Here is a 17,827-nt window from a genome sequence, read left to right on the forward strand (position 1 = left end):
GCCCGGCGGGGGTTAGGGGGCTGACATGAACCCTGAAGACCACCGACTTCTGCCGCGCCACACGCCGCTCTGGGAGCAGGGCGCGGGCTTTCCCGCCCTCGCCCTGGCCGGCATGCTCTCTGACTCCTCCTTCGCGAAGCCGGAGGGGGCCGGGGGGAGGCAAAATACGCGCAAGAAAGCCAAGTCCTGCATTTTTTTGTTCATGTTCGGTGGCCCAAGCCAAGTAGATCTTTTTGACTACAAACCCGAGCTACAAAAACGCGATGGCCAGACCATTGACAATGAGTTCCGGCGCGGGACAAAGACCAAAGCTACACTCCAGGCAAGCCGTCGCAGCTTCAAGCAGCATGGGAAATCGGGGCTCTGGTGCTCGGATGCGTTCCCCCATATTGCGCAGCACATGGATAAACTCGCCGTGGTGAAATCGCTCTACTCCGACTCTTTCGCACACGGTAGCGCTCTACTCCAGATGAACAGTGGGCGCATTCTGCAAGGTCATCCGTCGCTGGGCGCGTGGCTAAGCTATGGCCTCGGGACACTCAATAAGAACCTGCCGGACTATGTCGTGATGCTTGATCCACGCGGCGGCCCGACCACGGGTGCACCGAACTGGAGCAGTGGCTACATGCCCGCGAGGTTTCAGGGGACTGTTCTGCGCACCGACGGCCAGCCTATGGTGAATCTCAAGCCCTCCGCTGGAACCAGCCCGGAGCAGCAGCGGCGGGAGCTGGACTTTTTGCAGGCCGTGAATGCCGAGCATGAGAAATCCCACCCGGGCTACTCCGAGCTCTCAGCGCGGATTGCGAGCTATGAGCTGGCCTTTAAGCTGCAAACCACGGCTCCTGAAGCGCTGGATCTCTCGAAAGAGGACTCGCGGACGCTCGAAATGTACGGCATCAACGCGCCTAAACCCACCTGGCACTCGCTCGCACAGGGCCCAGCGGCATTTGGACGGCAGTGCCTCACGGCCCGGCGGCTGGTGGAGCGGGGCGTGCGCTTTGTGCAGATCTACTCAGGCGGCGGCGGAGCGGGTGGGCAAAACACCTGGGACGGGCACCACGGGATCGAGGAGAACTTGAAATTACACTGTCCGGAGGTGGATCAGCCCATCGCCGCGCTGCTCGCGGATCTGGAGCAGCGCGGCTTGCTTGACGAGACACTGGTGGTCTGGGGTGGGGAGTTCGGCCGCATGCCGGTCTCAGAGACCTTCAATACGGGTGGAAAGCCAGGCGGGCGCGATCACAACCCAAAGGGCTTCACCTACTGGCTGGCGGGTGCGGGGGTGAAACCGGGCACGAGCTACGGCGAGACTGATGAGCTCGGCGAGGCGGCGGTGGTCAATCGGCATCACCTGCGAGACTTACACGCGACCATTCTGCACCTGATGGGCCTGGATCACACACGGCTGACCTATCCCCACGGCGGCCTCAATGAGAAGCTCACCGGCGTGCTACCGACCAGTATCATCCGAGGAGTCGTGGCGTAAATATGGACATTCACGCTGAGAGCTTCGTGCTCACGCGCACCGAGCCGGGCAAGTTCTGCGTCGAGAGAATTGCTAAGGGCAGCGTGAGCGTCCGTAGTACGTTTCGCGCAGAGAAGCCGGGCTCCGTGGTCTACACCGAGGGCCAGGACTATGTGGTGGACTACGCCAAGGGAACTCTGGCGCGCACCCCGGGCTCGCGCATTCCGGATTTTGCGACCAACATGCTCTACGGCCAGAAGGACTTTGACCATACGAAGTTTCCGGGCTTTACCAACCACCCGTGGTTTGTCTGGGTAGACTACAAGACCAACGCTAAAACACCCTGGGCACGGCGCAACGATCAGAGTCGCGCTCTGAGTACCGTGAAGAAAAAGCTCCAAACGGGCGGTGCGTTTAAGATAGTCAGCTACGGCGATAGCATCACGGCGGGCGGGGAAGCCTCGGAGGACGCACTGCGCTTTCAGTGGCGCTGGGCGGCGTCTCTTGGCAAGAAGTTTCCGAAGGCGACGATCACGGTAGAGGATCTCTCGCTCTCCGGGTACTCATCGCGGCAGGGCACTGACTGGTTCGACAAGAAACCCGAAGCGCTACGGCCCGTAACGACGCTGGGAACCTGTGAGAGCCCCGATCTGGTGCTTGTTGGCTTTGGAATGAACGATCACAACCGGGGAAGCGCGGAGCCAGAGGTATTCAAGAGTAATTTGGTCACACTGACGAAGCTGATTGGCGAGCGTAAAGGCGCAAGCGTGGTGCTGTTCTCGGCGTTTCCCCCCAACGACGACTGGCACTACGGGACGCACCGTATGGCACAGTTCGCGGCGGCGACAAAACAAGCAGCGAGCGAGGCGGGCTGTGCCTATGCGGATGTGTTTAGTACGTGGGAGTGGGTTCTGAAGCGCAAAGATCAGCCGTCGCTGCTGGGCAATAATATCAACCACCCCAACGACTTCGGCCACTGGCTCTACGCGCAAGCATTTGAAGCAATGAGGTTCTGACGCGATACAATGCCCCGCATGAAGTTTATTCTACACACCGATGGGGCGAGTAAGGGTAACCCCGGAACCGCAGGCATTGGCGTGGCGTTCTGGCGCGACGGCGAGGCGGAGCCCTTTCACACCCTGGCGGAGCGGCTTCCCGACACCACGAATAACGCGGCGGAGTACACCGCGCTGCTACGGGGCCTGCAAGAGGCGCTGCTCAAAGGCGCGAGCGAGGTGGAAGTGCGCACGGACTCCGAGCTGATGGCAAAGCAGATCGCCGGGCTCTACGCCGTGAAGTCCGCCGACCTGCAGCCGCTCTTCGCGGAGGCCAAGCGCCTGATGAGCAAGTTCGACAAAGCCAAAGTGGTGCACGTCCGCAGAGAACAAAACACCCTGGCCGACAAGCTTGCCAACCAGGGTGTCAAAATGCCGCTTTAGACGGAGCTCAGCCTAGCTCGCAGGCTTGGTGAAATCCAGAAAGCCACGGGCATCGTAGGGTGGGTGTAGCTTTTCGTCAATGATCTGTTGCTTAAGCTCCTCGATTTTCTTCAGCACTTCCGCAGGAACCTTGCCCTTTGTGTTCTTCATCTCGGAGAGGCCCACGCCCCCCTCTTTGAGACCTAAAATAACCTCGCCGCTCTCGAAGCGATCCGTGGCCACTTTCTTGCAGACCTCCAAAACAGCGACATCCACGCGCTTGACCATCGAAGTCAGTACCCGCCCAGGCGCTTCATCGTCTTGGTCTTTGTCAACCCCAATTGCGTAAAAGCCCTCCCCCTTGATCTGGGCCGCCTTGATGACCCCAATGCCCGCCTTGCCCGCAGCATGGTAGATAATATCTGCCTGCCCGCTCATTTGGGAGAGCGCTAGCTCCATGCCTTTTTGCGAGTCATTGAAGTCTCCCACATAGGCAACGCGGGTCTGGATCTCTGGCTTGATGGTGTAGGCACCTGCCTGATAGCCGAACTCAAACTTCTTGATGAGTGGCATCTCCATCCCCCCGATAAATCCCAGAACCCCCGTCTTGCTCATAGATGCCGCGAGTGCTCCGGCTAGAAACGAGCCCTCTTCCTCACGGAACTTATAGGCAACACAGTTAGAGAGTGCAGGAGCATCGCCATCAATGATCGCAAACTTGATCTTGGGGTAGTTGCCCGCTACTTCACGCAGAGCATCCTGCATCAGAAAACCCACGGCGAAGATCACATCATACTTCGCCTTTGCAAACTTGGTCAGATTGGCAACATAGTCCGCATTTTGTTTGGATTCAACATACTTGACCTCCGCGCCCAGCTCTTTTTGCGCTGCCTGGAGCCCTGTCCACGCCTGTGCATTGAACGACTTATCTCCCACCCCCCCGGTGTCCGTGACCAGTCCGGCCTTGAGCTTATTCGTACCTTTGCCCGTCCCCGGAGTCGGCTTGGGAGAGTCGGTAGGCTTGTTCTTATCGCAGCTTGTCAGGAGCGCACCTGAGAGCGTGAGCCCCAGCGCAAGAAAATAACGACGGTTCATGCCAGCAGTATACCGTCGAATGCAGGCTACTGACCTTTGCCCAACCGACGTAGCAGGCCATCGAGGAGGACTTGCTCCTCCTTGGTGAGTAGCGCCAGCTCCTGCGCCACCGCCGCGGCATGGAGCGGAAAGAGATGCGCAATCGCCTCCGCACCCGCCCCAGTCAGGTGCACAAAGATGATGCGGCGGTCAGTGGCGCAGCGCCGACGCTCCACCAGCCCATTTTTCTCTAGATTATTGACAATAACGGTGAGGTTGTTCGGGCTCCGCAGGTGCTTTCGGGCCAGCTCGGAGAGTTTCAGCGGCCCCAGGTGGTGCAGTGCTTCCAGTACCCCGAACTGTCCCTCCGTAAGTCCCGCTGCCTGGACATGCACGAGGGCGCGCCGCGCAACGGACTCGGCGGCGCGCATGAGCTTGATGTAGGTATCCAGTGCCCGTTTCTGATCGTCAGGTCCTTCAAAATGGGTCGGCATGCGGGCATTATACCAATCCCTAGGGCAGAGCGACCCCTACGGGAGATCAAAGAGGAGAACCTCACTGGGCGCACTTGCCTGGAGAGTTATCTGGCTCTCTTGCTCCAGCTTCCCCGCATCTCCCGTGCTCAGAACCTGCCCATTCACACTCACCTCGCCGGAGACCACATGCACGTAGGCACGCCGCCCCACCGCCAGAGTGTGCTCGCGGCTCTCACCAAGCTCCAGAATGGTGGTGAGAAGCTCGGCGTCTTGGTGGATGTGCATCGCGCCGTCGCGGCCCGTGCCGGAGACGACCACCGCCCACTTGCCGCGCTTCTCGCTCTCCGAGAGGTGGCTCTCGCCGTAGCGGGGTGCGGCTCCCAGTACACTGGGCTCGATCCAGATCTGGAATAAGTGGAGCCACTCGGTCGGGGAGGCGTTGGCCTCGCTATGAAAGACCCCGGTCCCGGCGCTCATCCGCTGAATATCGCCGGGCTTCAGCACGCCTTTGCCGCCGGTATTATCCTCGTGAACCAGCGCCCCGGAGAGCACGTAGGTAATAATCTCCATGTTCTCGTGCGGGTGCATCCCAAAGCCCCGGCCCGGCCCGAACTTGTCCTCGTTAATAACCCGCAGTGGCCCAAAGCCCATGTTGGTGGGATCGTAGTATGTATTGAACGAGAAAGAGTGGTAGGCATTGAGCCACCCGCGATCTGCATGCCCTCGCTCGTTAGAGCGCCGTATTGTCATCATCTTCGTCATCCTCCAGAGTTATTAAACCCCAAACGGTTAAAATAGTTCCAGTTGTGAATGATTTTAGAATTGCTTGGAAGCGACGCGGTATACTCGCTAGAGGATGCGCTATCTCTGGCTGACTCTGGGATTTCTCTGTGTGGGACTGGGGTTTGTGGGAATTATCGTGCCGGGGCTACCCGCGACGGGGTTCTTTGTCGCGGCGGCCTGGTGCTTCTCCCGCAGTAGCGAGAAATTTCTCAGCTGGCTCCTCCACTTGCCGCTTGTCGGGCCGCTTCTTTGCGACTACCGGGCGGGGCTAGGAATGCCCCTCAAAACCAAGTGGCTCGCCTCAGTCAGTCTCTCTCTTGCTGTGAGCATCAGCGCCATTTTTGCGATCCGCATGCCCTGGGCCAAAGCGAGCTGTATCACGCTCGGGCTAATCGGACTCTGGTTTATTTGGACTCGTGTTCCGCTCCGCGAGAAGGTTCTTGCGGAGAGGAAACACTCTGATTCTAACCAGGCTTAGAGAAGTTGTGCGCTGGCGCTGGGGAAGACACTGGCATTGTTGCCCAGTGGCAGGTTGGTGTGATCCACGGCGTCGGCGGGGATATTGCCCACAAGTGGCTTGAGTTCAAAAGGCAGTGTGCTATCGTCGCTGTCCGGTTCAATGGAGATCACCACCTTGCCCCCTCGAACGTCGGTGGGGAAAGTTAATCCTGCAGGAGCGTTGCGCAGAAAGTCCTCGCCGGGGAAGGCGGGGCCTGCGGAAGTGCCCGAGAAGAGCGCACTCTCATCCGTAGTGTTGAGGCTACGGAAGCGCCCCGTCGAGACCGGCTTGCCCCCGATGACCGTCCAGCCCTCGTACTTCCAGCCCTCAGGGAGCGTGGGGAGCGTGAGACCCTGCTTGGGGCCACTGTCAATCTTTAGGAACCAGACGCCGCTATTCTCATTCGTACCATCGCCATCGGTAGGCGTCGCCAGAATAAAGCTGCCCGCTGCCGTGGCGAAGCTATTTCCCAGCGCCATCGGATGTCCAATAGTTAGGCTGGCCGCATTGGCCGAGACATCTCCGGCGATAATATGCGTCTTTGCCGGACTGGTGTCCGTGTCGCCTGTCGGCTCAATGGTCACGACAATCGAAGTTGCGCCTGTCAGCTCTTTTCCTGTGGCAAACTCGCCATTGCTCACCACGGTGCCATCCAGGTTAACAATCTGACCACTCGCATTGATATTAAACTTGCCTGCGGGCAGTGCCTTGCCGCCCACAAGCACCCAGTTTTCGTAGTGATAGCCATTGGCAAGTGTCGGCAAGCCATTGTTCGTGATCTTCAAAACCGCACGAGTCGGTGTAACAGAACTGCCACCGCCACAGCCTGAAAGAAGCGCGAGGGCAGACAGCGCCGCACCGGGAAAAAGCAGATGCTTCATGGAAAGTCTCCTGAGTTGTTTTTTGGGCACCGGGCCGGCACCCCTCACTTTATAACTCCCCGGGCCTTACCAAAAGTTCAACCAACACAAAATGCGAGGCATGATTGATGCAACCAGGCGATAAACTCAGTTGTCGGAGAAAAGAAGAGGACAAAAGAATGGCGATTATGACCGGGCTTTCCGGCAATGAGATGTTCTGCCTGCACCTGAAGGGCTTCGCGCCCGGCGAGCTGGTGATTGGCAATAGTGTGTACTCAATGGGTTTTGTCGGCTCCGTAGGAGCGGGCTTGAAGACAATGATGGGTGGTGAGATCGAACAGGTCACCAAGATCATCCATGAGGGGCGACAGAGCGCACTGTCGCGTATGGTAAAAGAGGCAGAGCACCACGGCGGAATCGGCATCACCGGAGTCTCCAGCGAGCTGATCTGGCAGGCCGGCAATGTAGAGTTTCTCTCGATTGGCTCGTGCATCCACCACGAGGGCAATAAGTCTGAGAAGCTGGCGTTCTCAACCTCCGCCGACGGCCAGGAGCTCTACTGCCAGCTCGACTGCGGTTTCATGCCGGTGAAGTTCGTCTTCGGCAATGTCGCCTACTCCATTGGGGTGGGCGGTGGGATCATGGGTGGCCTGCGCTCACTCTCGCGTGGCGAGGTCAAGGAGTTCTCCGATGTCTTCAATGAGACGCGGCACAGGGCGCTCTGGCGTATCACCGAGGAGGCGCGGGAAGTGGGGGCCAACGCCGTTCTCGGTATCCAGACCTCCATTCTGCCGCTCAATGGGATGCAGGAGATGGTGATGGTAGGCACCGCCTCGCGCCACGCCGACCTGGATCCGCGCCACTTCGAGAGCCCTATTACCAGTGATCTGACCAACGAGGAGCTCTGGAATATCTGGTACATGGGCTACCAGCCGATTCAGCTTGTGCTGGGTGTCTCAGTCTACTCGCTGGGCTTTGTGGGCAGCTTCACCGCCGCGTTTAAGTCGTTCGTGCGTGGCGAGATCCCCGAGCTGAGCTCCCTGATCTACGAGGCCCGTGAGAATGCCATTCGCCGCATCCGCGCCGATGCGGAGCTGGTTGGAGCCGACGACGTGGTGGGAATCAAGACCTATGTCTATAACCTTGGCAGCGGCCTGATCGAGTTCATGGCCATTGGCACTGCGGTCAAGAAAGTAGCGGGTACCAAACCCCTCACCAACGCGCTCCCACCCCAAGCGGTGATTAAAGACAAGGACACGTTCTACAACGCCGCAGAGAAAACTCTGGGGGCGAATCTGAACGAGAGCAAAAGATAACCTCCGTTGCCCCACACGTTTTAATTGCCTCTCCCCGCGCTTTAGCGCGCGACCCTCTCCGGCTTCGCGAAGAGGGTACGAACGTTGCACTTGCTTCTCGTCACCATGCTTTCCCCCTTCGCAGTGAGGAACGAATGATCAGCCGGAGGGGGTCACGAGCAGTGCGAGTGGGGGGAGGCTCTTACGGCGGGGGTTAGGGGGTCGGAGCAGGCTCCCCTGCCACGCGGCGCTGACCGCTGGTGTTGCGTGGGTTCAGACCGATCTTGGCAAGCTCGGCGGTCTTGTCTAAATCATCGCTGGCGGAGCCATAGAAGAGGCGGACACGAGCATTGACTAGGATCAGCAAGCGAAGGGCTTCGTTGCGGGCTTTGGTGGCTTGCTGACGTGTCCCTACCTTTGACCCGGCTCCGCTGGTATCCAAAATATCTAAGCTGACCTGGATACGGGAGAGAAGCTCGGCAGGGTAACGGGCTGCAAGGGGTTCGATCTCTGGTGTGGCCGCGAGTGCCTTTCGTGCAAGGGCAAGCACCCGATCAAGTCCTTGGAGGCTACCGATGTTCCCCGATGTCCAGCCATAGGCAGCAAAGGCGGCACTTCGTTCGGCAGGGGTGATGGAGTAGCTCGGCAGAGCTTTAATGTGGTTGTAGCCATCGCGGAGCAAGTTCGCCAGGATCGGAAGCGTCTCTTTTAATTTCTCAGAGTCTCTCAGCCGGTTCCCTGTTGCTCCTTGCTGTTGGTTTTCTAAGTTAATCAGTGACGTAAGCCGTTGATCTAGTTCGTGGCGCAGTGTTGGTAATAAGCGAAACGAATCATTGGAGTTACGTCCATTATCTACAGTCTGAATTAAGCGTGCCGTTTGAATAGCGGCATCGGAGTCTCGTCGGGCCATCTTGTTATTCCTTTTTGTTTAACGACGTAGCTGGGCAGTGACTTGCTGAATTAAGTCTGTTTGATTCGCATAGATAAACAGACACTCTCCCTTGCTACTCTCGGCCCAGAGTTTTCCCACTCGCTCTTTATCCCGCTCTTCTGGGTTATCAATTAAGTGGGCACCTTTGTATTCTATCACCAGTGTTTTACCATTATCTAGTGCAGCGATAAAGTCGGGGTAGAACTTGTAGCCGTTGGGGAGTGGTAACCAGAAAGACGTGCGCTCTCGTTGGGGGATATTACGCACCCAAAACTTCACTTTTGCTTCGTCGCTCTCCAAAAATCTTGCACACGGCACTTCTTCGCTATTCATCAGCTCTATCTCGGGGTAGTAATGCTTGCGAAACTCACTGATATTAGGGTGTGGCTTGTTCACCGGGTAGGCATCGGGGTCAAACGTGAAGACACGCTCGGCGCTCACTTGTAAGTTTGTTTGTGGTGTATCAAAGAGCATTACCTGCGCTTGCTCTCGCATGGCACTTTCAATATGCTCCGCGATTTTGTGCTCTATCGCGGCACGCAAGCGCATCCGCTGCCCTGCCAGAGTTTCCAGAGTGAGGCCGCGTGTCTGTACCAGGTACTCCAGAACTTTCTGGCAGAAGAAAACTTTCTGTGTCTGTGGGATGCGGTGCTCTTTGATATGCCGATCTAGCCAGACTGCGAGCGAGTAGGTTGTCTCTTGGCCAACTATAAAACCCTCAAAGCTGTACTGTGCCATGCGCTCGGCAAGTTTTTGAATGTCTAGCTGTCCGCGCTCAGTAATATCAAGCTCCGCTGTGATTCCACGGGGTGGCTCTGGCTCAAACTCGGTCTGTGAGAGGGTGGCAGTACACTCGGAGAGCTTCCAGGCACTAGAGAGAAACTGCTCAGGCTCCAGCGGCTCTGCCTTACCCTCTGCAAAGAGTGTGAGCTGAGGCACCGAGAAACGCTCGCCACGCTGGGCGGGGGCTTGTTTTCTCTCGAAAAGCTCGCGCATTGCATCATTGCTGGGTAAGTTGAGCTTCGTCTGGAGTATCTGCCTTACTTCGCCTAACGTAAAGCCACTCTCAACCAGCGCGTCTTCTAGCTGCTTTACACAGCGGGCAAACTCTCCAGTGACATAGATATAGGCTTTATTTAAGCTGGCCTTTGCTTGCTTCTTTGCCCCCGGCATTCGCAACACCCGACCCAGTAGCTGCTCCACAGCGGTAGCGGACTTGCTGTCGCGCACTGAGCAAAGCACATAGGCAAAGGGACAGTCCCAGCCTTCCTTGAGCTTATCCACGGTGATAATCACCCGAATGGAGCAAGTGGGCGACGAAATATCCACGCTTTCCAAGTCCGCCCGGTTTTTGTACTCCACGGCGACCCACTCTTTAGGCACGCCTGATTTCTCGGTGAGGTAGGTCTCTAAAAACTCAACGGTCAGTGGTTCGTTGCTCTTTTGCGCCTGAAGCAGAAGAATAGGCCGCAGGTACTGCCCTCCCGCTCTTTCCTGTGCAAGTGCTTCGGCCTCTAGCTCCGCGCGCTTTAGCAAAGCATCACGCAGCGACTCCTCCCAGTGCGGCGACTCTTGCATGAAAAGAGGCAGCTTAATCATAGAGTCGCTTTTGAGCTCATACGCACTGGTGCGGTGCAGAACATTAGTATCCCACTTCTGCTTATCAGGAGTCGCGGAAAGCTCTAGGATGACCGCAGGGGAAAAGCGCCCGAGTGTCTGAAACGAAAGCCCCGTCGAGAACCGATGTGCTTCGTCCACGATGATCACAGGGCGGCTCATTGCCAGCAAGTTTGCCAGAGAGTATTTGGGTCTACTTGCCCCAGGAAAAGGCTCTAGCTCCGAAAGCTCCTTTGCACTGCGCCCCGAAAAGTGCCCACTGAGTGTACTGTTATCGTCGTAGACCTTCCGCCCCTCGGTTTCGTCCACACGAAACGCTGCCATTGTCGCCACAATAATCACCGTGCTTGTCGCCACCGTTGCGGGAGAGAGCGAGAGCGCCTCAGAGGCCGTGAGGACTTCTATCGGCCCATCGGTTGCGGTTTCCAGTGCCTGCCGGTAAGGGTGTTTTCGCGCACGAAGCGCCCGCAGAGTCTGCTCCACAATGATATTTGTGGGAGCCAGCCAGAGCACAATTCCCCGGTCTGCCTGCTTCCACTCCTGCAAGAGAGTTCCGACTGCATGACAGGCAACCAGTGTCTTACCGCCACCCGTGGGAATTCGCAGACAGACATGAGGAATACTCTCAATCCCACTTATGCCTTCCACAAACAAGTATTGTTCCTTTCTAGCCTTAATAAACGCCGTGTCTACGTCCCCGAGCCGGTGGCACTCTTTCAAGTAGCTTGCCAGCGCCAACAGTGCCGCGCTCTGGTAGGGTTTCAGGGCTAGGCTCATCGTGTTTTTACCTCGTAGGGCACCTGCTTAAACAAAATCCCCTCGGTCGCCAGTCGCCCCGGTGCAATCAAGCACGCTTCCGCAAACACCACCCGAGGCTGCCCCTCTCCGTCAGGGTGCGGCGCAAGCGTCTTCAAGCTCTTATTTGTCAGCGCCCCGGTGCCGTCGCCTTTCCAAAGCAGATAGTACGCCGTCCCGTTATGCACGCCTAAAAGCCCTGTGCTTTCATCAAGCGCCCCGCTTATCGCCGTTCCTGTCTCTGAGAAGAAAATATGTCGTGCTAGCTCTCCCCAAGAAACCTTCGGATTGATCGCCCCCGCTGGTTCCAGAAGCGTCTCTCCCAGTGTGCAGAACGTAAACTCCCCACCCAATCCCGGCATATCTCCGTACCCCGAAGCCACCCGCCGCAGCCGTTCCGCTGTGATGTTGCTCGCAATATGGGAGTCCATCTCCACCAGAATAAACCGCCGGTTGCCTCCATCGTCTTTGTTAAGCCCCAGCACCGCATGGCCCGCCGTTCCAGAACCTGCAAAAGAATCTAAAACCAAATCATTGTCGGATGAAACTTGCCGTAGTAAATCTTTAATCAATCCAACAGGCTTAGGAAAAGCAAAAACCTTTTCTCCAAAAATACTGACTTGCTCTTTTGAGCCTTCAACATTTGTAGCACTCGTTAGAATTGTTGAAAACCCTGTAGTATCAGATTGCATGTCTGTAATAAAACGTTTCAACCTTGGTCTTCCTGAATCTGATTTAGGCCATAGAATCTTATTTTCAGTGATTAGCATCTGCATTCTATCTTTACCAGCAGACCAACCACGCGAAAGATTTGGTTTGTATATCTTTCCTGTTTTTGGATCAATTAAATCATAATGTAGATTCGGTCTTTCTCGTTCATTTGCAAGACCAGTTAGATTATCACTCATCCATAAGCCACGAGGATCATTGTCTGGATTTGAATATTTCGATAAATCCTTTTCGGAGCCACGAAATTTGAAATTTTTTGCTTTTCCTTTTCCATAGCAGAGAACATACTCATGATCCGTGGAGATACCAGTTAGGTTTCGAGCGTCAGGCACAGGTCTTCTGCGCCAAATAAAATTTCCTAGTAGATTAGATGTACCAAATATTTCATTGGCAGCTATTGTTAAATTTGAAATTTCATTGTCGTCGATACTGATAAAAATGACACCATCATCACGTAGGAATTGCTTGAGCAACTGAAGCCTCGGATACATCATGCACAGCCACTTATCGTGACGGTTCAAATCCTCCGCCTCTTTGCCCACCGTCTTGTGAATCCACTCCTTCATCTCAGCAGAGTTCACATTATCATTATAAACCCAGCCCTCATTGCCCGTGTTATACGGCGGATCAATGTAAATACACTTCACCTGCCCCGCGTAGTACGGCAGCAACGCCTTTAACGCCAGCAGATTGTCCCCCTGCACCAGCAGGTTCCCCTTCTCCGACAGCGACGATGCCCCCTGCGGCAGCGACAGGTTCGGTTCGGGTTTCAGAAGGCGAAACGGGACGGATTCGTGGTGGTTTTTGACGGCGCTTTTCCCCGTCCAAGTCAGCTCAGGCATACAGCGGTATTGTACCCGCCCCCTAACCCCCGTCCGACGGGGGGACAATAAGGAAGAATCTCTTTCCTTGTATTTCCCCCGCCCGGCGGGGGGCAGGGGGCAATGACGTTACGCGGCGGCGAACTCACCGCGCAAGCGGACACGGGGCGGATAGAAACCTAGAACAATCTGCGACTTCTCTAGGCCCGCCGCGACAAGCTCGGTGGCAATGCCCTGCTCTGTGTTGTCCGTGAGAATCCAAATCTTATTGTCGCGAATCTCCAGATGTGCCAGAGTTTGGGATTGATAGCGCTCGCCGGTTGTCTGAACTTGTTGAAGCAAGTAGCGGTCGTTTTGCGTATCGAGAAATGTCACGACATGAAATCCAATGCCCTGCTTTGCAAGCTCTTCCCAAGACATAAAAACCTGGCGTATAACGTCACGTAGATGATTTAAGGAATCCACTGTACTATCTTCTCCTCTTCAATTCTATACACACAGACGCGCCGGAATGGCGAGATAGAGCAGCATTGTACCCGCCCCCTAACCCCCGTCCGACGGGGGGACAATAAGGAAGAATCTCTTTCCTTGTATTTCCCCCGCCCGGCGGGGGTCAGGGGGTTGGGGAGCTTTGGTGCTACAATACGCACATGGCCTATAGTAAATTTACCCTGGAGCTTCTCTCGGAGCGTTTTGGGCTGCGCTATGTACAGGCCGATACCCTCTTTCCCAGTGTTGCCCCGGTCACTCCCAGCCCACTGCTTCAGGAAACGCTCCACAATAACCTGCCGGTAGTGCTGGCCTTCGGGTCGGAGCGCTCCCGCTCGGAGCTACTGGTGTCTCCCGTTCTGCTGGAAGTACGGCGGCAGCTCGGGCTACAAGTCAGTCTCTTTCCTGGGGTAGAGTTCAATGTGGATCGCAGCCAGGGACTCGATGGCTTCTGCGACTACCTCATCAGCGCCTCCGCAATCCAGTTCACGGTTCAAGCGCCGGTGATTGCTCTGGTGGAAGCTAAAAAAGGCGACCTCAGCTCCGGCCTGGCCCAGTGTCTTGCCGAGATGGTTGCCGCCTTGCGCTTTAACCAACGCCACGATAAAACGGTAGAAACCGTCTACGGCGCTGTCACAAGCGGAACCGACTGGAAGTTTCTTTCCCTGCACGAAACCACCGCAACCATCGCCTTGCAGGAATATGACATCTCTGAAATCGAGAGTATCTTAGGGATTTTTGTACGCATGTTGCGTAAAGAAAGCACATTATGAGCATTCCAACAAACACCTTTGGCCGAACCGGCCTGAATATCACGAAACTTGGCTACGGTGCGATGGAAGTGCGCGGCACACGCATCTGGGGCGGGCGGGCTGTCACGGAGCAAGAAGCCGATACGATCCTGAACGCCGTCTTGGATTCCGGCATCACGTTCATTGACACCGCCAACGACTACGGGCGCTCCGAGGAGTTTATCGGTAAGTTTCTCGCGCACCGGCGCAGCGAGTTTGTTCTGGCGACCAAGTGCGGCTGCACCGTGGTTCACAAAGACGAGCACACCGACGAGACGCCCCATGTCTGGACGCGGGAGAATCTCTTTCGTGGCCTGCATGAGAGCTTAGAGCGCATGAAGACGGACTACATAGACATCATGCAGCTCCACAACCCCAGTGTCGAGCAGACTGAATCGGGGGAGTTGGTTGCCGCACTTGCCGAGATGAAGTCGCAGGGAAAAGTGCGCTGGGTGGGAATTAGCTCAACCCACCCCCATATCGAGACCTACATCGCCTCTGGCGTCTTTGATGTCTTCCAGATTCCCTACTCGGCGCTGGAGCGTGTCCACGAGGAGGCCATCCAGGCGGCTGCAGATTCTGGCGCGGGCGTGATTATCCGTGGCGGCGTCGCACGTGGCGAGCCCGGTGCGGGTCTGGGCAACACGGATCGCTGGACGGTATGGGAGAAAGCCAACCTCGACGAGCTGTTAGACGAGGGCGAGACGCGCACCCAGTGGCTCCTGCGCTTCACCAATACGCACCCCGGCATGCACACCAATATTGTTGGCACCAAGAACCCGGCCCACCTCGCCGACAACGTGCTCGCCGCGTCCCGAGGCCCGCTCACCCCCGAGGTCTACACCGAGGCCAAGCGTCGCCTTACCGAGGCCGCAGGCTAGCGCCAGCGCAGTTGACCTGCCAACAGTTACCCGCCCGGCTTCGTAATCGGCAACCAGAAGGTCAGCGGTTTCTCGGGAAGCTCGAAGGTTTCGTCGTAGCGCTCTAGCTCCGGGCCGGAGCCCCGCGTGTAGCCAGAGCCAGGGAGCCAGTCGCTGTAGACGGCCATAATGGTCTGGCTGATCGTCGCCAGTGTGCAGTCAAAGACCGCGTAGGTTTGGGCGGACACTTCCCAGCGCATCATGCCCTCGGGAACGGTGGCATCGTCGGCGACGGGAATGGCGGCGAGATAGTCAATGGTCATGGTTGACATCTCAAAGCCGACGGTAAGGCCGTAGAAAATCCCCGGATCGGCTGTGGGCAAGGTGCTGAGATCTTTTCCCCAGCACTCCCAGAGCGCGGGAATCTCGCCGCCGTGAATGCCGCCCTGATGACGAGCTCCCACGACCACGAAGGCGGGAAGCTTTTGAATTTGTGATTGCATAACCGCATACTACCAAAGATGCCTCTCGCCCGGAAAGGCAAGAAGACAAGAAGACAACTTCGGATTTTTTCTTTTCTCTGGGCAGGATATAATAAACGGTTGCAATGTACGAACTGGTTGTTGAGAGGCATTTTTCCGCCGCGCATTTTCTGCCGGACTACCCAGGGCCGTGTTCACGGCTTCATGGGCATAACTTTATCGTCCGGGCCTATGTCCGTGGCGAGCGTTTGGATGCGCGTGGCATGCTCGTAGACTTCGGGGTGCTGAAAAAGGCACTGCTGGAAATACTAGAGGAGCTGGATCACTACCCTCTCAACGAGCTGCCCGCCTTCGCCACACAAAACCCGACCACAGAGAATATCGCCCGGTGGATCGCGGAGACGCTGTGTGCACAGGAGCTGGGCGGCGCATATGTGTACAAAGTCGAGGTCTGGGAAACGCCTGGGCAAGCCGCAACCTACTACCCACTGCCGCAGGCAGGATAAAAGAGAACCATGGACGAGAGAGCACTTCCGCCCCCCATCACGTTGCGTGAGCTGACGCGTATTGTCGGCCGTCGCTGGCTGCTGGCGGTCAGTGTTTTTCTCCTGACCGTCGTTGCCACTTACTTACTTACGAAGCGCATCACACCGGTCTACGAGAGCAAGTCGCGGGTGCTGTTAGAGTCCGGCACCAGTGGTTCATCGAGTGGACTGGGAAGCCTTCTGGGCCTAGTCACCGGCGGGGGCAGTGGCAATGCCTCGCTAGACACGGAGATGGAGAAGATCGAGACCCAGGAGTTCTACAAGAAGCTCCGCCAGCTCGCGGGGTTGGGGGAGATGGGGCTCGAAGAGGTTCAGTGGCGACTCCAGCTCTCCGCCGGACGTGGGGGACAGGTGATGAACTTCAATGCCCGCGGGTTAACGGCGGAGCAAGCACAAAAAATCGCCAATAGTGCCGCCGTTCTCTACATCGAGCTGGCTCGCAAGGACGCAAAAGACCGGATCCAGCTCGACCGTAAGCGCCTGCTCGATGCCTCCGCCCTTGCTCGTCAGGGAAAAAACCGCACAGAGCGTGCGTTAGAGCGCTTCAACAAGGGGATGGCCGCCTCCGATCCCACGGCCTACTTCCGGGGTCGCGCAGAGCGGACGATCCTGGTACGTAGAGACCTGGAGGAAGCGCGCAAGCAAGAAGCGGCCCTCGTGACGCAGATCCAGACCCAGGAGAAACAGTCTAAGAGCTTGCCTAAAGAGCTCATCAATAGCTATGGCCTTATCAAGAACACCGTCATTGATGGATTTCGCAGTGAGATCGCCCTCCTGAAGACTCAGCGAAAGATTAAGCTTCTCGACTATCAGGAAGATAGCCCCGAGGTGCAGACTCTCGATACCGAGATTGCCGCCAAGCAAAAAGCCATTGAGGAGGCGCAGAAAGATGCGTTTTCTATCGGCAATAAGAATGTCGGTCTCAACCCGGACTACATCAATACGAGAAGTGAGCTCCTCCGTGCCCGTTCCACTCTGGCGACCCTGCGCAAGACAATCGCCGAAACTCAAAACCTGTTAAACGCGCTGGAAAAAGAGCAGACAGGGCTCGCGGATAAGCAGTTCCAGTACCTGCGGCTACGCACCGATTTTGAGGCAGCCGCGGAAGCGGACAAAACAGCGCAGACCGGCCTGATCGCCAGCACGCTCAAAGAGGCTACGGGGCAGCCCTATGTGCGCGTGATTGACTGGGGTCGCAAGCCAGATATGCCTCTCTCCCCCAAGCCGCTCCTCAACACGATTCTCTCCGTCTTTCTGGGTCTCTTTCTGGGAATCGGGCTGTCGCTGCTGGCGGAGTATTTCTCGACCAAACCCGAGCAAGAACCACCGTTCTTCGAGGAGCCGCTGCCCGCTCTACCCTTAGTAGGGGGTATTCCCCTTCTTGGAACCGCACCCGCCGCCGCGCCAGGTAACCTGAGCACACGCGATGAGGACCGGCTCCGGGAGATCGGCTACTGGCTGGCGCACCGTGAGCCCGGCGGGTCCGTCCCTGTGCATCTTCTGCTCGGGGTTCGCTCCGATGACCGTGCGGCGACGCTGGCAGCGCAGCTTGCTGACGTGCTCGGCCAGGACGGTATCCGGGTGGCCCATCTGGAAGTGGATGCACCGTCGCTAGCGGAGCTTCCCAAGCAGCTTGCGAACCTCACGGCAGCGGGCAACGATCTGATCCTACTGGCGGGGCCTGCGGTCTGGAATGTTCGCGCCGTTGGGCCGCTGGAGAAGCTGGCAGGGGGGGTGGTTTTAGTCGCCTCACCCGACACGCCTCTGGAAGAAAGCGTCGCCCGCGCACGGCGGCTCCTGACCAATGGCTACACCCCGCGCTTTCACGGTGTGGTCGCCGCCGAGGAGCTACCCGCACTTGTTGCAATGGAGACAACAAAGCCATGACGGAGACAAG

18 protein-coding genes are annotated in these 17,827 nt (G+C 57.0%); 9 read left to right on the plus strand and 9 right to left on the minus strand.

From position 1 onward, the window contains the following. Positions 1-25: 25 nt before the first annotated feature. Genes ACH2ED_RS09370 through ACH2ED_RS09380 form a run of 3 tightly spaced genes read left to right on the plus strand, consistent with a single transcriptional unit; the run spans position 26 to position 2,904 of the window. Positions 26-1,486, plus strand: coding sequence for a DUF1501 domain-containing protein (locus ACH2ED_RS09370; protein ID WP_395090486.1), 1,461 nt, complete (start codon positions 26-28; stop codon positions 1,484-1,486). Between the two features lie 2 nt (positions 1,487-1,488). Continuing rightward, a complete protein-coding gene (locus ACH2ED_RS09375) occupies positions 1,489-2,481 on the plus strand; it encodes an SGNH/GDSL hydrolase family protein (RefSeq protein ID WP_395090488.1) in 993 nt (330 codons plus the stop codon). An 18-nt stretch (positions 2,482-2,499) separates the two neighbouring features. Then, on the plus strand, positions 2,500-2,904 hold the full coding sequence (locus ACH2ED_RS09380) for a ribonuclease HI family protein (protein WP_309686835.1): 405 nt from the start codon (positions 2,500-2,502) through the stop codon (positions 2,902-2,904). A gap of 12 nt (positions 2,905-2,916) precedes the next feature. Here ACH2ED_RS09380 and ACH2ED_RS09385 read toward each other — a convergent pair whose 3' ends face one another. The 3 genes from ACH2ED_RS09385 to ACH2ED_RS09395 are packed head-to-tail and all read right to left on the minus strand — an operon-like array spanning position 2,917 to position 5,186. Beyond that, positions 2,917-3,978 (minus strand): BMP family protein, encoded by a 1,062-nt coding sequence (locus tag ACH2ED_RS09385; RefSeq protein ID WP_395090490.1) that lies wholly within the window; start codon positions 3,976-3,978, stop codon positions 2,917-2,919. A gap of 26 nt (positions 3,979-4,004) precedes the next feature. Continuing rightward, entirely contained in the window at positions 4,005-4,451 is a 447-nt protein-coding gene (locus ACH2ED_RS09390) for a MarR family transcriptional regulator (protein ID WP_395090492.1), read from the minus strand. 36 nt (positions 4,452-4,487) lie between these two features. After that, positions 4,488-5,186, minus strand: a complete 699-nt coding sequence (locus ACH2ED_RS09395; RefSeq protein WP_395090494.1) for a pirin family protein — start codon at positions 5,184-5,186, stop codon at positions 4,488-4,490. 103 nt (positions 5,187-5,289) lie between these two features. On the opposite strand from ACH2ED_RS09395, the gene ACH2ED_RS09400 reads away from it, so the two are divergent. Next, positions 5,290-5,694 carry a YbaN family protein gene (locus ACH2ED_RS09400; protein ID WP_395090495.1) on the plus strand — a complete coding sequence of 135 codons (405 nt, stop codon included), beginning with the start codon at positions 5,290-5,292 and terminating at the stop codon, positions 5,692-5,694. Here ACH2ED_RS09400 and ACH2ED_RS09405 read toward each other — a convergent pair. Next, positions 5,691-6,596 (minus strand): hypothetical protein, encoded by a 906-nt coding sequence (locus tag ACH2ED_RS09405; RefSeq protein WP_395090497.1) that lies wholly within the window; start codon positions 6,594-6,596, stop codon positions 5,691-5,693. The genes ACH2ED_RS09400 and ACH2ED_RS09405 overlap by 4 nt on opposite strands. Before the next feature lie 158 nt (positions 6,597-6,754). Between ACH2ED_RS09405 and ACH2ED_RS09410 the strand changes: the two genes are divergently transcribed. Beyond that, complete coding sequence (locus ACH2ED_RS09410) at positions 6,755-7,891, plus strand: heavy metal-binding domain-containing protein (protein WP_395090499.1); 1,137 nt, start codon at positions 6,755-6,757, stop codon at positions 7,889-7,891. A gap of 193 nt (positions 7,892-8,084) precedes the next feature. On the opposite strand, the gene ACH2ED_RS09415 is transcribed toward ACH2ED_RS09410, so the two are convergent. The 4 genes from ACH2ED_RS09415 to ACH2ED_RS09430 all read right to left on the minus strand — a co-directional run bounded on the left by ACH2ED_RS09415 (position 8,085) and on the right by ACH2ED_RS09430 (position 13,228). Continuing rightward, complete coding sequence (locus ACH2ED_RS09415) at positions 8,085-8,780, minus strand: hypothetical protein (RefSeq protein ID WP_395090501.1); 696 nt, start codon at positions 8,778-8,780, stop codon at positions 8,085-8,087. A gap of 18 nt (positions 8,781-8,798) precedes the next feature. Further along, positions 8,799-11,195 carry a DEAD/DEAH box helicase gene (locus ACH2ED_RS09420; RefSeq protein ID WP_395090503.1) on the minus strand — a complete coding sequence of 799 codons (2,397 nt, stop codon included), beginning with the start codon at positions 11,193-11,195 and terminating at the stop codon, positions 8,799-8,801. Beyond that, positions 11,192-12,784, minus strand: a complete 1,593-nt coding sequence (locus ACH2ED_RS09425; RefSeq protein ID WP_395090505.1) for a site-specific DNA-methyltransferase — start codon at positions 12,782-12,784, stop codon at positions 11,192-11,194. Before ACH2ED_RS09425 ends, ACH2ED_RS09420 begins: the two co-directional genes overlap by 4 nt. Positions 12,785-12,892: 108 nt before the next feature. Then, positions 12,893-13,228, minus strand: coding sequence for an element excision factor XisI family protein (locus ACH2ED_RS09430; protein WP_395090507.1), 336 nt, complete (start codon positions 13,226-13,228; stop codon positions 12,893-12,895). A gap of 185 nt (positions 13,229-13,413) precedes the next feature. Between ACH2ED_RS09430 and ACH2ED_RS09435 the strand changes: the two genes are divergently transcribed. Together ACH2ED_RS09435 and ACH2ED_RS09440 are read left to right on the plus strand one after the other, a co-directional pair. Continuing rightward, on the plus strand, positions 13,414-14,025 hold the full coding sequence (locus ACH2ED_RS09435; RefSeq protein WP_395090509.1) for a hypothetical protein: 612 nt from the start codon (positions 13,414-13,416) through the stop codon (positions 14,023-14,025). Continuing rightward, positions 14,022-14,924 (plus strand): aldo/keto reductase, encoded by a 903-nt coding sequence (locus ACH2ED_RS09440; RefSeq protein WP_395090510.1) that lies wholly within the window; start codon positions 14,022-14,024, stop codon positions 14,922-14,924. Before ACH2ED_RS09435 ends, ACH2ED_RS09440 begins: the two co-directional genes overlap by 4 nt. Before the next feature lie 26 nt (positions 14,925-14,950). Here the strand turns inward: ACH2ED_RS09440 and ACH2ED_RS09445 are convergent, their stop codons facing one another. Next, positions 14,951-15,406 (minus strand): GyrI-like domain-containing protein, encoded by a 456-nt coding sequence (locus tag ACH2ED_RS09445; protein WP_395090511.1) that lies wholly within the window; start codon positions 15,404-15,406, stop codon positions 14,951-14,953. Positions 15,407-15,510: 104 nt separating this feature from the next. Between ACH2ED_RS09445 and queD the strand changes: the two genes are divergently transcribed. Then, the gene (gene queD, locus ACH2ED_RS09450; protein WP_395090512.1) at positions 15,511-15,891 is read left to right on the plus strand and encodes a 6-carboxytetrahydropterin synthase QueD; all 381 of its coding nucleotides are present in this window, start codon (positions 15,511-15,513) and stop codon (positions 15,889-15,891) included. Between the two features lie 9 nt (positions 15,892-15,900). Next, positions 15,901-17,817 carry a GumC family protein gene (locus ACH2ED_RS09455; protein WP_395090513.1) on the plus strand — a complete coding sequence of 639 codons (1,917 nt, stop codon included), beginning with the start codon at positions 15,901-15,903 and terminating at the stop codon, positions 17,815-17,817. Positions 17,818-17,827 lie beyond the last annotated feature (10 nt).

Source organism: Armatimonas sp. (genome assembly GCF_043757465.1).
GTDB lineage: Bacteria > Armatimonadota > Armatimonadia > Armatimonadales > Armatimonadaceae > Armatimonas.

Excerpts from the sequence above, each read along its gene's own strand:
- ACH2ED_RS09445 (WP_395090511.1), bottom strand. The coding sequence starts at position 15,406 with ATGCAATCACAAATTCAAAAGCTTCCCGCCTTCGTGGTCGTGGGAGCT.
- ACH2ED_RS09380 (WP_309686835.1), top strand. The coding sequence starts at position 2,500 with ATGAAGTTTATTCTACACACCGATGGGGCGAGTAAGGGTAACCCCGGA.
- ACH2ED_RS09385 (WP_395090490.1), bottom strand. The coding sequence starts at position 3,978 with ATGAACCGTCGTTATTTTCTTGCGCTGGGGCTCACGCTCTCAGGTGCG.
- ACH2ED_RS09405 (WP_395090497.1), bottom strand. The coding sequence starts at position 6,596 with ATGAAGCATCTGCTTTTTCCCGGTGCGGCGCTGTCTGCCCTCGCGCTT.
- ACH2ED_RS09410 (WP_395090499.1), top strand. The coding sequence starts at position 6,755 with ATGGCGATTATGACCGGGCTTTCCGGCAATGAGATGTTCTGCCTGCAC.
- ACH2ED_RS09440 (WP_395090510.1), top strand. The coding sequence starts at position 14,022 with ATGAGCATTCCAACAAACACCTTTGGCCGAACCGGCCTGAATATCACG.
- ACH2ED_RS09435 (WP_395090509.1), top strand. The coding sequence starts at position 13,414 with ATGGCCTATAGTAAATTTACCCTGGAGCTTCTCTCGGAGCGTTTTGGG.
- ACH2ED_RS09455 (WP_395090513.1), top strand. The coding sequence starts at position 15,901 with ATGGACGAGAGAGCACTTCCGCCCCCCATCACGTTGCGTGAGCTGACG.
- ACH2ED_RS09390 (WP_395090492.1), bottom strand. The coding sequence starts at position 4,451 with ATGCCGACCCATTTTGAAGGACCTGACGATCAGAAACGGGCACTGGAT.
- ACH2ED_RS09375 (WP_395090488.1), top strand. The coding sequence starts at position 1,489 with ATGGACATTCACGCTGAGAGCTTCGTGCTCACGCGCACCGAGCCGGGC.
- ACH2ED_RS09400 (WP_395090495.1), top strand. The coding sequence starts at position 5,290 with ATGCGCTATCTCTGGCTGACTCTGGGATTTCTCTGTGTGGGACTGGGG.
- ACH2ED_RS09395 (WP_395090494.1), bottom strand. The coding sequence starts at position 5,186 with ATGATGACAATACGGCGCTCTAACGAGCGAGGGCATGCAGATCGCGGG.
- ACH2ED_RS09420 (WP_395090503.1), bottom strand. The coding sequence starts at position 11,195 with ATGAGCCTAGCCCTGAAACCCTACCAGAGCGCGGCACTGTTGGCGCTG.
- ACH2ED_RS09370 (WP_395090486.1), top strand. The coding sequence starts at position 26 with ATGAACCCTGAAGACCACCGACTTCTGCCGCGCCACACGCCGCTCTGG.
- queD (WP_395090512.1), top strand. The coding sequence starts at position 15,511 with ATGTACGAACTGGTTGTTGAGAGGCATTTTTCCGCCGCGCATTTTCTG.
- ACH2ED_RS09425 (WP_395090505.1), bottom strand. The coding sequence starts at position 12,784 with ATGCCTGAGCTGACTTGGACGGGGAAAAGCGCCGTCAAAAACCACCAC.
- ACH2ED_RS09415 (WP_395090501.1), bottom strand. The coding sequence starts at position 8,780 with ATGGCCCGACGAGACTCCGATGCCGCTATTCAAACGGCACGCTTAATT.